This window comes from Prevotella dentalis DSM 3688, from assembly GCF_000242335.1.
In the GTDB taxonomy this organism is placed as follows: Bacteria; Bacteroidota; Bacteroidia; order Bacteroidales; family Bacteroidaceae; genus Prevotella; species Prevotella seregens.
Window position 1 is genome coordinate 83761 of record NC_019968.1, and the last position, 15398, is coordinate 99158.

The window sequence follows — 15398 nt, forward strand, 5'->3', positions numbered from 1 at the left end:
AGGAAAGAATTTTCCATGGATGCCGGGCTAAACAGCAAGAAACCTGGAGACAATCAAAAAGAAACGAATGCCGTTAGGGATGCCCAATGTTCCTGATGCTTGTCAGGCGTTGCGCGAATCATCGGAGCCGTAGAGGGAAAACCGATGGCTTCGCTGTAGGACACATCGTCTTTCCGTCTGCCATTGGCCAAATAGAGCTTGGCATTCAGACCAACGTCCATCTTTTTCATCCGGTGCTGCCAAGTGACGCTTGCCGTCACCTTGTCGAGTTCGGCACAGCGGAAAGCATAGGGGGCAAAGGCATGCTGAAAGTCAAGATGGGCAATCTGTTGGTTCTGAAAAGACACGTTGTAGTCATTGTCGGCTACGTGTTGGCGGGCATACAGCATGCTCAGGGCGATGTCTTCCTTGGTTCCCTGCCAGTCGATGCCCAGCTTGACATGGGGTGTCAGGGTGCAAACGCGGATATGGTGGTTGTCAGCCTTGTATTTCTCCACATAACTTTCGGTTGCTGCACCTCCCTGTAGGCTAAGTTCAACACGGCCCATCCGTCTGGACGCTTTCAGTGCGGAAGAAAGCCGGCTGGTGTTGCGGACGTAGTTTTGGCGGGTATCGATGGTGCGGAAATCATAAATGTTGTTTTCCTTGTCGATCAGATATTCCTCAATGATGTTCTCATAGCCTTTGCGCATCGTGATGTCGCCCGCGGCGGCCAGTTCAAATTGCCAGTCGTTTTGAGGGTCAAATATCAGACGGATGAGTGGCGAGAGCTGGTGGCTACGCGACTCGTAGAGGTTGTAGATGTCGCTCTCTTCCGTCTTCATGTGGTCGAAAGAATAGCCCAGCGCGGCATGCACGCGCAGGGGGTGGGCCTGGGATGAGAGGTATTGCACCCGCGTGTTCAGCTCGTCGATGTAGTACATGCGTGATTTTCCGAAAGATACTCCACTCTGGCGGGTGTCGTAAAGCCCGAAACCGTAGCAGACGAAGAAACGGTCCTGCTGTCCCGGACGCCAATAGCGCAGTTGCATGTGCTGCTTGTTGCGGCCATATCCGGTATCGAACAACAACAGATTGTGCCCCATTTGTCGCGCCACGCCGGCGTTGAAGCGCAGCCATGTGGTGTTGTTCAAGGCGCGCGGATCGGTCAGCCGATAAGCCTGCTCACCGTAAAAGGAGGCTTTTGCGCCTAAAGTCCATTTGCCGAGCGTGAATGCGTAGTTGCCTTCTGCAAAGTAAGTGTCAAACTTAAAGTCTCCGCCGCAGGAATCGGTAGATATATATGGGAAATAGAGTTCTGGCAGCCGCATGGCACTCCAGCCGATGTTGCGGTGCTTGCCTTGGGCGTATTGGATGCGGCCCGACAGGGTTCCGCTTCGGGGCAAGGTGTATTCGCCGTAGGCTCCTACGCGGTAGTCTGTGCTGCCGTTGCCCTCGTAAGGAATGAAGTCGCCCTTGGTGTCGGCACCTGCCAATCCTGTGTAAACAATGGCCGAGCGCCGGAACAAAGTGGTGTCGCTCTGTTTGTGCCATTGCGTGAAAGCCGGATTTGCGTAGATTGTCTTGGCAGCGGTCAGCGTGAAGTCGGAATGGGTGGACAGCCAGCGGTCTTCGGATGGTGACAGACTGTAGTTCACCCGGTCGGGCAGTCTTTGGGAATAAAGTTGATGGCCGACAAGCAAGACAGAGGCGAGGAGGTATATTCGTATGTTGCGTATCATAAATTGAAATTAAAGTATAGTTCGAGCCCGAAATAAGGGTCGTGCCACTCGCGCTGGGTAATCTTGCTGCCCGAGAGATACTTGGGGCTGACATCGAGCAGACCGTTGACGAAGAACGACAACTTGGTGCCTTTGTTGAACTCTTTGGTAGCCTTGATATTCCAGAGAAGGGATATGGGCTTTTCGTTACGGGCATATTTCACGGGCAGGATTGTGCGTCGGAAATAGCGGAACGTTCCGTCGTCGGCAGCGATGCGCGCCCGGACCGATTCGTCTACCGGCAGCCGGTTTCCCTGCATGTCGATGTATTCCGTGGGAATGTAGTCGTGGTTATCCTTATACTGCGAGGTGTTGAGCCACACGACTTGGAAGAAATTCGTCAGAAACAGCTTGAACTTCGGAATATGCGTGTTGAGCCAGATGTTAGAGTTCAGACGGCGGTACTGGTTCTTGGCACCGTTGTCGTAGATGCAGACGTAAGGATATTCCTTGCCGCCAATCTTCACGGCAGGGTAATAGTAGAGCGGCAGCGACGAGGCGTAGTCGGTCTGATAGTAAGCGCCGTTAATCTCTATTGTCGTGAGCAGCGGCTTGATTTTCGGCAGTATCAGGCGGTATTCTATTCCCCGTTTGATGACCTTGCTGGAGTTCCTGACCTGTTGCGACGTGGTGAAAATGCTGTACTGTTCTTGTATATAATCGCTTTTCTGGGGGATGCGCCCCTCAATGCTCACGCCGGGTTTCAAAGTGGTGTAGAGGTCGTAGGTCAGCGGGTGGTACTCCGTGAAGTACTCAAAGCCCGCGTCCGACTTTTCGTAGAAAGCCGTCAGCGAGAGGCTGAAGCCATGATAATCTATGTCCCATCCGGCCTCCATCTTTCGATTCTTGTTGACACGCAGGTCGCGATTGGCCACGTCGTAGACATTGGTGTATGTGATGAGGTGGCGGTATTGGGGATCGACGGTATAGGCGTTGAGCATGTAGAAGTCCTTGTAGAGCTTCTCGGGATAGAGATAGTCAAGCGTAGGCGTCTTGCTTTCCTCGCCATAGCCTATGCGGAAGGTGTTCTTAAACGTTTTGCCTATGGTGTACGAGAGATTCAGGCGCGGGTCTGTCAACACATAGCCATGCAGATAGTAATCGTGGGGCAGGTTCATCAGCATGGAAGCGCGGCCTCCGATGGAGAGTTGCAGGATATTTTTATTATTGTCATCGTAAATAAAGTCGGCCTGAGCATAAGCCGCTCCATTTCCCAAGGCAGGCACTGCCCAGTTTGGTCTCGGGCGCATATACGAGTTGTCGTAGGGGAACGGCGGACGTGTCTCGTCTTTGATGACGGCACCCGCTCCGTGGTTTTTCACGTTGGTATATTCTGCCCCGTATTGCAGATTGAGCATCGTATTCTTCAGCAGCTGAATGCGTGATACGGCATTTAGCTGGGCATAGATGTTTACAGGCTGGTTGTCGATATAGAAGTCGCTGTAGTATTTGCGTGGCAGATAAATGCCTTCGTGCTCACCCTCCTCGTATGCCAGCGGCGTGTTCAGCGGGCCTGAACCCGATATGACCATGCGGTGGCGGCTTATTTTGTCGCGGGTATAGTCGGCAGACATGACTAGTTCCAGTTGGTTCAGCCACGCCTTGCCGAGTGTGAGCATTCCTTTCATCATCAGGGCCGTGCGGCTGTAGTCGGCCTTGTAGGACTCGTCATACTCATAGGTCAGCTCGTCTTTTTTCATCTTGCTGGCGGTAACGGTCTGGCTCAGCCGCCCGTCGAGGTCGAGGCTGTAATTGCCGAACCTTACCTTATTATTATAGTAAAGCTGTCCCGTCAGTCGCGAGAACTTGTCCATTTCCTCGCGGATGTCATCGATGGAGCGCAGGTAGTCGATGCCTGCGTGGAGCGTACCGGCTTTTTCTCCAAGCCGCCAGCCTTTCCCTGCATAGAAGAGTTTGTTCTTCAGGTCGGTCTTCAAGCGGACGCGCAGTGGGGTTACGCCGTGCTTCGACGAGATACTTATCATACCGCTTGAAAGGTTGCCGTAGCGGGAAGACGAGATGCCGCGCGTGAACTCTACGCTCTGGATGTGGTCGGTGGAAATCATTCGCATGTCGGCCCCTTGGTTGATGCCCGTGCGGCTGCGCACCTCACGGTCGTAGCTGCCACTGCCCTCGGTGACGCCCACCAGCTGGGAACGGATGCCGTCGTTTGTGACCGGGGCACCATCGGTGACGATTCCCACTCCCAGCGAGGTGTTGGCATCGGAGCCCACTTGGCGGCTGCTGATCTGTGAGAATTGTGTCAGGTTGTTTTCTTTATACACGCTGCCGGGCAACAGCAGCAGCACGTCGGCCAGCGAGGTGGGCTGGATGTACTCCAGAGCAGCCTCGTCGACAACAACCTTTCCCTTGCGGCTTTTCCTTGCCATCACTTCAAACTCCGGCAGGGTGAAACTGCTACTTTGAAGTTGGAGCGACAGACTGACATCCTTTGTGGCTGTGAACTGGCGCTTCAACTTGGCATAGCCTAGGCACTCCACCTCGACGACATGCTTGCCCACCGGGACGTTACGGAGTTCAAAGTATCCGTTGACGTCAGATCGGGTGCGAAGCTCCTGGTTCTGGATACTGACGATGGCGAAGCTTGCAGCCTCGCCATCGTGGTCGGTTATGACCATTCCCTTTACCGTACAGGTCTGCCCCACGGCAGCGGTCACCATGCACAGCAGGGAAAGGGTCAAAAGGAGAATTTTCTTTTTCAAAGTGTTCATTTGCTGTTTCCCACTGCCGGCTTACTTCTTTCTCCAGCCAATGGGGAATGCGTTTTGGGTGAGTCCGGCAGCCTTTCGCTCGTTCACGTTCTGCATGTCCTCATCGCTGTTGTTGGTGTCCTTGTAGAAAATCTTGTCACCCACTTTGATTTCTTTGCGGATGCAGAGCTCCTGACGGTGACATCCGTTGACGAGGAACTTGCCGCGATCCACAATCTCCGGTACCACGCGGGTCTTTACGTCCTGCGGTACGTCGCTGGTCTGAATGCCATCGATGATTTTCTCCGTCTCTATGGCGAGGATATGAATGTCGATGTCGCCCTCCGGAGTGGTCTCGGTTGCCTTGACATGAGTCTTCGACAACGTGGTATGGCTCTTGACGAAAGCGTCGATGGTAGACTGCAAGCCATTTTCCAGACGGAACATCACCGGCGACACGTAGCCGCGGGGATGGAGGAAGAATCCATAGGAGTCGCCGTTCTCCGTGAGGAGCACATTGGGAACATTGGGATTGTCCACGTCCTTGGAATCGGGGCCTTCGTACAACTCGAAGTCGGCGCCGCTCAGGTCTACGGCGTGGTCGTAGGCAATCTCGCCTTTCACCACTTCAGAATGGTTGATGGCGGTGAAAGCAATTACCAGCTTCTCGCCGGGCTGCACGGGATGATCCTTGCCACTGCCCGGGACGGTGATGAATCCGCCGATGGGCACCTGGTTGGGATAATATTTGTCGTACCACAGCTGCTTGTTCTGCCAGGAGATGTGCATGGTCACGCCAATGCTCACGCCGTCGGCATAAAGCACGTTCTCCGTCGGGTTGAACAGCACGATGTACTGGTCGGGGTGCATCATGCGGCCCGAGTTGGTCTCGCCGTTGAAGAACACCTCGCTGAAGATGAAGTCCTTGCCAAGTGCACTGGCCGGCAGCGAGTTCACATAGCCGTCGATTGCCTGTCCAGAAGTGTTTACATTGACATTCTCCATACGCAGCGAGATCACCACATGTTCGCCCTGGGCGTTGGTGACGTCTTTCTCTATGGCGATGTTATAGACACCCATCGGCAGAGAGGCGACCGCCTTTCCGTTGGCGTCGAGCGGGAACTGGCTTGTGTTCTGGCTGCGCACCTCGGTGAACTTGACGGGTGTGCCTGCCAAAGTCGCTACATCCAGTGCTCCTGCAACCTTGGGAATGGCGTTGAACGTCACATCAATCTTCTTTTCAGCCTCGTCTTCAGAGCAAGAGGCGAGCAGCATTGGGCAGATGAGCACTGCCAATGCAAATTTTACTAATCGCATCATACGGTATTAAATTATAATTAGAGTTTACTTGGATTCCTTGTCGTGTCCGCAACCTCCGGCTCCACACTTGTGCTCGCCGGCTTTCTGCTGCTTCTCTTTCTTGCTGCATTTATGTTCACCGCCCTTGCCTTCGTGCTTGCAACCTTCCTTTTTGTCACATGACGTGGCGACTTTAGCTTCAAACTTGGCATCGGTCAGTGCTTTTTGCAGTGCCTCCACGTTGGTCTTTGCCGCATCATAGCTTACGCTGACAGCCTTGCACTCGAGATTGACCTTCACCTCGCTGACGGCCTTGTTGGCTTTCAGGGCTTTCTCTACTCGGTTTGCACAGTTCTGACAGTGCATGTTGCTTACCTTAAATTTCACGTTTTCTGCCAGCACGTTCATGGCGAACATGGTGACAAGCATCATCATTACAATCTTTCTCATTTTATTATTATGTTGTTGGGTTGTTAGTTGCGGTGCAAAGTTACGCCCATCCTTTGGAATACACAATACCTAAAAATTAGGTTTTTTCTCTCCAATGGTGGTGACGTATAATGCTTTTTTATGATCCAACAACAATCATCACGTGGGCATCATGACACGTTGCCCATGTGCCGTTTCAAAAAGGGAAAGCCGTACAACAATTCGCAGGTCTGCGAAATTTACTTTCCATTTGCTTGAGACTTTTGCAGGTCTGCAAAGCTCATTTCCCGTTTGCTTGAGGCTTTTGCAGACCTGCAATGTTCACTTCCCGTTTTGTATTGGACTTTTGCGGGGGAGGAGAACGACGCTACGTTCAGTTAAAAATAATAGCCCACGCTGATTTGCCATGCACTCAATTTGCCGTTGCCTACAGTCTTTTCCCACGTACCACCCAGATTCTTGTTGATGTTGATATTGGCCGATTTGCTGCAGGCAAGATTGTAGTTGGCCGACACTTGGCAATGCTTGAGTAGCGTCACGCCCACGCCCATGTTGACACTGACGGTCGCTTTCTTGAAATCCCAGTCGCCATAGCAAGTCCCGATGGTTTTGTCACCGACGTTGAAGCCAACCTGCGGACCGACAAAGACAAATGCTTCCACCGCATGGCCCAGTGACCTGCCATAGCGCAAGTTGACGGGAACCACTACTTGTTGCAACTTGATGGTTGTGGAATAAATCTTGCCGCCCACAACGTTCGGGGTAATTTTCGTGCTCCGCTGATCGTAGAGCACGGAGCCATCGACGGCAAATCCCAGCGGCAAACCCACCCTGACCGTCGGGCCGATGAAGAATCCCGCTTGATTTTTCATATCGTCATAGTCGTCGAAAGTGTAATGGAGGCCGGTCAGATTCAGACCTCCTTTCACGCCAAACTTCACTTGTGCCGAGGCCGAGAGGCAAGTCATTCCGGCAAAAAGCATTGCAATCAATAGTTTCTTTTTCATCTTTGGTTGGGTTTTATAAGGTTTTACTCCGCAAAGATACTGAATTTTTTATATACAGTCTGTTTTCTTCAACTTTTTATTTGTGAAAGGGGAGGGGGGCAGGATGGCGCGAATTCCTATTTCACGGTCACCGAAATCACTTTCTCGCCCAATTCGCGCTTGGCTTCTTGGGGGAAATACACCTCCATGTCTTTCTGCAATGGAAGTATGCGGAGTTCCAGTTGCCTGCAGTTTTCCGGCACGCGCCAGAGCCCAAACTGAAAGTGGCGGCCATTGTAGAAGTTGTCGTCGAGGAGTTTTCCATCACAGTACAACCGGGCCACGTCTCCCTGATATTCAATGTCGAGCACTTTCAGGCCGCTGTGCCAATCGCCTATCCGGGAGAGATCCAGCAGATAAACCGCAGCGTGCTCAAAGTCTTCATCCGTCGGTTCTTCAGCGACACCGGCCGCTCCGACCGTGATGGAGCGTTCAGGCCTGGCCTCGCGAACCTTGGTCACGGCCACCGTCACGCCGGGGCTCTGCGGCAAGACAGTCCTTGCATGCTCATCGAGCACGGACAGTGCCGCGGGCGAATGCAGCTTCAGATAGTCCAGGTCGAGGTCAAAACTTTCCGCTTCTGCCGCTGCAAGCAGATAGAAATCGGTGTTCCCCCGCTTGTATATGGCTTTCTTGGTGCCTTGAGGACGGACGTTGCCCAGCAGTTTGCCGTCCACCATGAACTCTGTTGCAAAGCCCTCAGGCTGGAAGAAATAATAGGCCACGCGCCCATTTGCCCTCTCACGCCGGGCCAGGAGCTGGGCTGTTGCATACTTCAAACGGACGTCTCCAAGCCGAAGGTTCACGGGAAAGGCAGCCACTCCACCTGCGGGCACCACCATTGGGCGCTGTGGAAAGGTCACGCCGCAAACCGTGAACTGCACGCCTTGCTTGGCCGAGAGCCCCTGCAGCCGCTCATAATTGTTCACAAATACGAAGGCCTTGTCGCCGTCATGGCGGTAGTTCCAGCGTAGTTTCGAGTCGTCGCCCTTTCGGAACACCGCATCTTCAGGGAACGCGGCCGCCATCGGGGCCAGAAGCTCGCCGAAGTCGCGCATGAACACATGCAGCTTGCGCAACTTGAAAAAGTGGGGGTTCACCTGCCCAAACTCGCCCAAGGGAGCCTGAAAATCATAGGTTTTCACCGGCAGATCGTTATAGTTGGTGGCTATGGTACGCTGCATTTCATTGAGTGTCGTGAGTTTGCCGTCGGGGTTCGTGCCGCCGTGATACATGTAATAACCCAACAGATTGCTTCCCGATCCGAGCTTTACCATTGCCATGGAATAGGCATCGGCAGGATAGAGATATACCCTGCGGTGGAAGCTCGTCATCATTCCGCCGCCCAATTCACAGGTGAAATAAGGGTATTGCAGGTCGGCATTCTCCCTTTCTGCGACTTGCCTGCCGTAGTCTATCTGCTCGGAGCCGATGTTTTCGTTGGCCCGGCTGGGCTGAAAATGGAATGCCTGCCAGTAATTTCCGGCGGTTTCCTCGACAGAACGGTCCCAGAAACCGTCGGCATAATCGCCAAAGAGCGGAATCATCTCGCCGTAGGGCATCTTGTCGGCCAATTTGGGCCAGCCCGTGCGCGTATAGAACGGGAGGTCGAAACCTACCTCTTTCGCAATCTTCTTCAGCGAAAGCAGATAGGAAGCATGCCCGCCGTACTCGTTGTCAAACTGTGCCGCAACGACCGGCCCGCCGTCTTTCCACTGCAATCCCTGCACCTGCGTGAAGATTTGGCGATAGAGGTTTCTGGCCATTTCGAGAAACTCCGGATTCTCCGAGCGCATTTTCACCCCACGCTCCAACGCCCAGTCGGGAATGCCGCCATGGCGCACCTCGCCATGACAGAACGGCCCCAGCCGCAGAATCACGGGCAAGCCCTCCAGCTGGCACACCTCGAGGAAGTCGCGCAGACTGCGCCGGCCGCTCCAATCGTATTGTCCTTCCACCTCTTCTATATGGTTCCAGAACACGTAGCAGGCTATCATCGTGATTCCGCCAAGCTTCATTTTGTGCACCTCGCGGGCCCATTCCTCGGCGGGAATGCGGCTGTAGTGAATTTCGCCCATCACGGGTGCCACGCGCTTGCCGTCTATCATGAGGCTCAGGCCGTCCCACGTCACTGCTGGCCGGGCATTCACCATGGTTGCCGCCTCCCTGAAAGCATCCATGATGACCGTGGGACGATGATTGCGGAATGCCCCCAGTTTGTACTGGCCTTCGAGTTCGGGAGCCCAGTAGAACACCCCATGGCAGTGCCCGTTCGTCTGATGGGCAGCTGCATCGATGAGCCGTTTCATGAACTCGCGCCCTTGCACGGGCCGGTCCGCATCGTAACCCGTCTCGACAATCATCGACTCCGAGCCATACTTGGCGTAGAGATGGTTGATGTTGGCCACGGCCTTTTGCAGCGTTTCCTCGTCTGAAGAGGTAAGTTTGGCTTCTTGGTCCCAATAAGGATAGACACTGAGCCCAATCATGTCCCACTTGGCGCCATACTGCCTGAGCCCGTCGAAAATGCGGTCGTAACGCTCCTGGTCGCAGCCTCCGTCAAGATGAACGATGCACGCTGCCTCCGGATAGACCGACTTCACGGCGTCATATCCCGCCTGGGTGAGGCCGGCATACTGCTTCATATTCTCCTCGGCCCTGCCCATGGGCCAGAGAAAACCGTGGGTTGTCTCGTTTCCCACCTGCACCCATTTCACCTCGATGCCGTGGCTTTTCAGGGCCTGCAGCACATCGGCAGTGTGGCGGGCCAGCGCCTTGCGCATCTGGCCATAGCTCATTTTCTGCCACGCCGCCGGAATGTCCTGGTGTCCAGGGTCCGCCCAGGAGTCAGAATAATGGAAGTCGAGCATGACGGCCATGCCGTGGGCTTGGGCACGCTGCGCCATCCGAAGCACGTCGTCCTTGCCGCACCAACCGTTTTCGGGGTTTACCCAAACCCGTAAACGCGCTGCGTTCACGCCATAAAGCCGTTGCAAACAGACGTTATTCGCGACGCGTCCACGGGCATTTCGCAACGCCACTCCGGCGTGTTCCAGTTGGGTGGTCCCGCTGATGTCTGCGCCCAGCCAGAATGTTTGCCTCTGTTGTCCCCATGCAGGCAGGGACAATGCCATGAGAAAAAGTGCAAAGATAGCTTTCTTCATAAATACAGTTTTTGGTTTTTGCAAAGATAGCAAATAAGTTGTTGAGCCCCCAATGCCAGCTGTTGCAATGTTCGTTATCTTTTGGGGCCGTCGTAATTGTCGCGGGTGAAGTACTGCGTGAGCTCTTTTCCTCCGTCCTTGGCCTGATTAACGGCAAAGTCGGGTATGGGGAAATACTCGCTCGACGGTGTTCGTCCGCTGGCTTTCATACGTGTGTAGTACTGGTTGAAGCGAATCAAGTCGATTTTGCGGCAGCCTTCATAGAAGAGTTCGTGCCCGCGCTCCGTGCAGAGTGCATCGAGAAAAGCCGCCACCGTGGCGGTCTTGTCGGCGTCGAGGTCGGCCAGCCCTGCGCGATGGCGCACCTGGTTCACGCAGTCTACAGCCTTTTGCGAAACGGCATTGTGGGCCCTTGCGTCTGCCTCGGCATAGAGCAACAGCACGTCTGCCCAGCGTGCCAACGGATAGTCAGTGCCTTGGAAGGCCGTCGACGTCTCGATGGGATACTTGTTAACGATGAATCCATCCCAGAGGTCGCCCAGATGGTCGGCCGTCACCCAATGGTTGTTCTTGCTGTAATAACGGGTCAGAATGGTCTCCGCGCGCTTGTCGCCCGGCTCGAAGGTGTCGTAGAAGTATTTCGAGATGTTGAAGCACTGCCCCCAGCCTCCGCCTTGATTCACGAACGGAGTGGGGTTGCCCTTGTCGTCATATTTCGTTGCGTCGCCGGGCACTGCATACCAGCTCGTAGGATTAAAGTTGCCCTGAGTGCCCGACCCTGTGGCGTTGTTGCTGCAGCTGCACGACATGATTACTTCGCTGTTGAACTTGTTTGCAATCCTGAACTGGCCGGCATAATCGGCAAACAAGCTGTAGCTGCCATGGAACTGGCCGAACAGATCGCAAGCCTTCTGGTAGTAGCCTTGCTCGTGGTAGCCCTCGTTCAGGTAATGGCGCATCAGGCAGAAGCGGGCGTAGTCGGCATTGTAGCGTCCCTTTTCTTTCTGGGTTTCATTGACGTGCAGGGCGGCATACTCCAGGTCGTCGGTGATATACCGGGTCATTTGGTCGAGTGACGGGCGAACCAAGTTGGCTTCCGCCTCCTTGCTGCCCACGTCTTTCGGATTCACGATGACCGGCACAGGGCCGTAGAAGTGCAGCAGATAGTACATCATCAGCCCCCGGCAAAGCCGGGCCTCGCCCAGGTATTCCTCCTTTGTCGCAGCCGGAAGCACTTTCTCGTCGGCATTCTCGATGGCGCCTATAATCTTGGTCATCCGGGTGATGTCGCGCACTTTCTCGTAGTGGCTGGGGTCGCCGCCCGAACCGCGGCCCACAAGTTTCAAGTCGTCGAACTGCCCGGCCGACATCTTTTGCCAGCTGCCACCCAACGAACTGATGTTCCAGGCGCTGCTTTCGTCGCTTGTCGTGTCGAGCATGCGGTAAAGTCCGCCTTCAGCTACGTAGAAATTGTGTTGCCATGAAGAGAAGTTGTAGCCCCAGTTCACGGAGAAAGGCACGTAGCAATCCATCAGATAGCTTTCGTAATCGGCCGCCGAAGCCGGGAAATTGGTTGTGGACAGCGTGCCGAATATCTTTGCGTCGAAATTGTTTTCGCAACTGGTCAGGCCTGTGCCGGCGAGTCCCATGGCCAAAGCCATGTACAATATGTTCTTTTTCATTGTCGTGCTATATTAATAATGTGTCGTAGTTGTTTTAGAATTGAACCTTTACTCCCATGGAGAAAGTGCGTATCATGGGATACTCGGCCTTGCCGCCCTTGTAGCTTCCGCCGGTCGTTACCTCGGGGTCGAAGTTCTTGTAATCGGTGAAAGTGAATGGATTCTGTGCGTCTGCATAGATGCGAATGCTGCTGATATGCTTTTTCAGCGAGCCGAGGTTGGTGCCGGAGAAGGTGTAACCCAGCGTGATGTTGCGAACGCGCAGGAAGCCCGCGTCTTGATAATAAACGTCTGTGCCCGCGCCGCCCGGCAATGCGGCACTGGCAAGTCGGTAGGCAATGCCTGGCAATGTGCCGTTGGGATTGGTCTGCGAGTTGTAGACATCAGCCACGATCGTGCTCTGGTTGGAGGTCTGGTTGGCCAGTTTGCGCACGTCGCTCCAGTCGTATGAGTAGTTGTATTTCTTCAGTCCAAGCTGCGAATACACAAAGATGTTCAAGTCCCAGTCCTTGTAAGTAAAGGTGTTGCCGAAGCCCCAGTAGAGTGCTGGAACCACATTCACCATGTCTACGTCCTTGACCGTAATCTCGTTGTCGCCGTCGAGGTCCTTGATGATGGGGCAACCGGGATGCTGATACAGGGTCGGCTGGTATGCGGGCATGTTGCTCTTGTCGCTGTTCACGATGCCCGCGGTGCGGTAAAAGTAGAGTGCATTCACGGGTTCGTCCTTTCGTTGCTGATACTCCAGATAGTCATACTGCGGCATGCGCTCTTTCCAGATTGAATTGTAGTGCGAAAGCGTCAGCATGGATTCCCACTTGAAGTTCGGAGTGACGATGTTCTTGGTGTTGACAGTAGCGTCCCAACCATAGCGCCGAATGTGTCCGCCATTGACGGGATGGGTGCTGAACATGGACAGACCTTCGGTATTGGCATAACCCAGCATGTTGGTAATGTCGTTCACGAAGTAGTCAAAGCTGCCGCTCACGCGGTCTCTGAGGATCGAAAAATCCAGTCCGACGTTCTTCATTACGGTCTTCTCCCAGGTCACATCCGGGTAGTCATTGCTCGCGAGATAGTAGGGCACGTGGTCGGTTGTGTTGTTGTCGAACATCACATGATTGCCGAATGCACTGTATGCGCCATAGAGCGAGGCCCCCAAATAGTCGTTGCCGGTCACACCGTATGAAGCCCGCAGCTTCAGCATATTCACCCATTTCACGTCTTTCATGAAGTTTTCATTGAATATCTTCCATGCTGCCGATACGGATGGGAACCAAGCATATTTCTTGCCTTTGAAGAACTTGTCCGTACCGTCACGGCGCAGTGTTGCTGCGAGCACGTAGCGGTCGAGCAGGTCGAAGCTGACGCGCGCAAACTGTGAACGCTTCTCATCGCTTGTGCGATACGAGCCGATGGTCTTGTCGCCCGTGGCCGCAGCGATGTTGTCGTTGCCTAAGGCGTCGTTGATGTCCTTGTACGAGATGCCCATGCCGTGGGAGTGGTTCAGGTAGCGGCCCATGCCCAGCACAGCATTAAAGGTCAGGGCATCGCCGAAGAAGTTGTGGTCGAAGCTGATGGTTGCTTCCATGGTGGTGTTGTCGCGCTTGTCGCTCTGCATGCTGCCCCTTGAACGGAACATCTGGTCGAAGTAAACGGTTGAGGGTATGTACACGTTGCGCTCTGCATTCTCCTTATTATAACCATAGAGCAGCTTGGCTTTCAGCATCTGTGGAACGATGGTGAAGTCGAAAGTAAAGTTTGCATTGAAGCCGTCAGTGTTCGATCTGTCGGTCATGTCCAGCATTCCCACCGGGTTGGGCACGCTCATAAAGGTGGTATAACTGCCATCTTCGTTGTAGATCGGCAGGTTCGACGGATAGATGAGGGCTGCACTCAGGGCACCCGAAGCCTGAGAACCGCGCCCGTTTGACGTGCCGCCTACAGTACCGTTATTGTTGTTGTTGCGGTTATAGTTGACATTGGCCGTGATCTTCATCCAGTCGAACACCTGCGCAGCTACATTGGAACGAAAGATAAATCGCTCGTAAGCGTTGTTCTGAACAGTACCAACCTGGCGATAGTAGTTGCCCGACACATAGTATTGAAGTCTTTCGGCACCTCCCTGAATGGTTACATTGTGACTCGAGATGCTGCCGTTGCGCAGCACTTGGCTCTTCCAGTCTGTGGTTTGTGCGCTTGCAATCTGCTCTGCTGTGAACACGTCGGAGTTGCCTCCGTCGTAGGCATTGGGGCCATAAGGGGCCATTTGGTTATTAAACAGGTACTGTTCTTTCTTGAACAGGTTGGCATAGCTCATGTATTCCCGGGCATTGAGCGAACTGATGTATCTGTAATTTGAGACGAGCGACACCTCCCCGTCGTAGCTCACACGCATCTTGCCCTGCTTTCCGCTCTTGGTTGTAATGAGCACCACGCCGTTGGCCGCGTTGATTCCATAGATAGAAGCCGAGGCATCTTTCAGCACTTCTATGCTCTCTATATCGTCCGGATTCAAGCCTGCCAGCCCCGAACGGTTCACGCTCGACGGCATAACGGTGGTGGAACCGCCGGAGCCGCCTTCAAGCGAACCGGTCGGCATCACCACTCCGTCGACTACGTAAAGAGGTTGGGTGCCTCCGCGAATGGTCATGTTCACGCCGCCACCAGGCTGTGCACTGGCCATGGTCGCCTGCAATCCGGCCGCACGCCCCATCAGCATCTGGCTCATGTTGGTTGTTCCGGTCTTTACCACTTTGTCGGCATCCACCTTGGCAATGGACGTGGTGAGGTTCTTGCGGCTTACCGAACCGTAACCTGTTGCGATGACTTCGTCGAGCAGATTGGCGTCTTCCATCATGTTCACGTCAATACGGCCCTTATTGACCGTTGCCGTAAGAGGCTTAAATCCTATATATGTGAACTCAAGTTTTTCACCTCTGTTCACGGAAATGCTGTAGTTTCCATCCATGTCGGTTACTGTAGCTCTTGGAGTTCCGGGCACCTTTACGGTCACGCCAATCAGCGGTTGACGATTGGCGTCGAGGACTGTACCCGTTACTTCTTGCTGCTGTGCCATCGCACTCATTGGCAGTCCCAGCATACACAATAAAGCAAAGTAATGTTTCATACGTTTAATTTGTTAGGTATTAATGTTGGTTTACGATAAAATTAGGTTTGCTTCCGGTTGCAAAATTATGTAAAATAGGGCATAAATCGATATAAGTTTTTGGACATTGAACAACACATAATAGACATTTCGTCGGTTTTTTGCAACATAAAACAGACAACGCGAGATATTTCTACC

General features: G+C 53.7%; 8 protein-coding genes. All 8 read right to left on the reverse strand.

Going from position 1 to position 15398, the window contains the following annotated elements:
- Positions 1-53: 53 nt before the first annotated feature.
- Positions 54-1721, reverse strand: coding sequence for a DUF6850 family outer membrane beta-barrel protein (locus PREDE_RS07760; RefSeq protein ID WP_005846233.1), 1668 nt, complete (start codon positions 1719-1721; stop codon positions 54-56).
- Entirely contained in the window at positions 1718-4492 is a 2775-nt protein-coding gene (locus PREDE_RS07765) for a TonB-dependent receptor (protein WP_005846235.1), read from the reverse strand. Before PREDE_RS07765 ends, PREDE_RS07760 begins: the two co-directional genes overlap by 4 nt.
- 21 nt (positions 4493-4513) lie before the next feature.
- Entirely contained in the window at positions 4514-5791 is a 1278-nt protein-coding gene (locus tag PREDE_RS07770) for a DUF4876 domain-containing protein (RefSeq protein WP_005846237.1), read from the reverse strand.
- A gap of 24 nt (positions 5792-5815) precedes the next feature.
- Complete coding sequence (locus tag PREDE_RS07775) at positions 5816-6220, reverse strand: heavy-metal-associated domain-containing protein (RefSeq protein ID WP_005846239.1); 405 nt, start codon at positions 6218-6220, stop codon at positions 5816-5818.
- Between the two features lie 356 nt (positions 6221-6576).
- Complete coding sequence (locus PREDE_RS07780; protein ID WP_005846243.1) at positions 6577-7206, reverse strand: porin family protein; 630 nt, start codon at positions 7204-7206, stop codon at positions 6577-6579.
- A 116-nt stretch (positions 7207-7322) separates the two neighbouring features.
- Positions 7323-10409 carry a glycosyl hydrolase 53 family protein gene (locus tag PREDE_RS07785; RefSeq protein WP_015310339.1) on the reverse strand — a complete coding sequence of 1029 codons (3087 nt, stop codon included), beginning with the start codon at positions 10407-10409 and terminating at the stop codon, positions 7323-7325.
- A 74-nt stretch (positions 10410-10483) separates the two neighbouring features.
- Complete coding sequence (locus PREDE_RS07790; RefSeq protein WP_005846247.1) at positions 10484-12091, reverse strand: RagB/SusD family nutrient uptake outer membrane protein; 1608 nt, start codon at positions 12089-12091, stop codon at positions 10484-10486.
- A 34-nt stretch (positions 12092-12125) separates the two neighbouring features.
- Positions 12126-15221 carry a SusC/RagA family TonB-linked outer membrane protein gene (locus PREDE_RS07795; RefSeq protein WP_015310341.1) on the reverse strand — a complete coding sequence of 1032 codons (3096 nt, stop codon included), beginning with the start codon at positions 15219-15221 and terminating at the stop codon, positions 12126-12128.
- Positions 15222-15398 lie beyond the last annotated feature (177 nt).

Excerpts from the sequence above, each read along its gene's own strand:
- PREDE_RS07760 (WP_005846233.1), bottom strand. The coding sequence starts at position 1,721 with ATGATACGCAACATACGAATATACCTCCTCGCCTCTGTCTTGCTTGTC.
- PREDE_RS07765 (WP_005846235.1), bottom strand. The coding sequence starts at position 4,492 with ATGAACACTTTGAAAAAGAAAATTCTCCTTTTGACCCTTTCCCTGCTG.
- PREDE_RS07770 (WP_005846237.1), bottom strand. The coding sequence starts at position 5,791 with ATGATGCGATTAGTAAAATTTGCATTGGCAGTGCTCATCTGCCCAATG.
- PREDE_RS07775 (WP_005846239.1), bottom strand. The coding sequence starts at position 6,220 with ATGAGAAAGATTGTAATGATGATGCTTGTCACCATGTTCGCCATGAAC.
- PREDE_RS07780 (WP_005846243.1), bottom strand. The coding sequence starts at position 7,206 with ATGAAAAAGAAACTATTGATTGCAATGCTTTTTGCCGGAATGACTTGC.
- PREDE_RS07785 (WP_015310339.1), bottom strand. The coding sequence starts at position 10,409 with ATGAAGAAAGCTATCTTTGCACTTTTTCTCATGGCATTGTCCCTGCCT.
- PREDE_RS07790 (WP_005846247.1), bottom strand. The coding sequence starts at position 12,091 with ATGAAAAAGAACATATTGTACATGGCTTTGGCCATGGGACTCGCCGGC.
- PREDE_RS07795 (WP_015310341.1), bottom strand. The coding sequence starts at position 15,221 with ATGAAACATTACTTTGCTTTATTGTGTATGCTGGGACTGCCAATGAGT.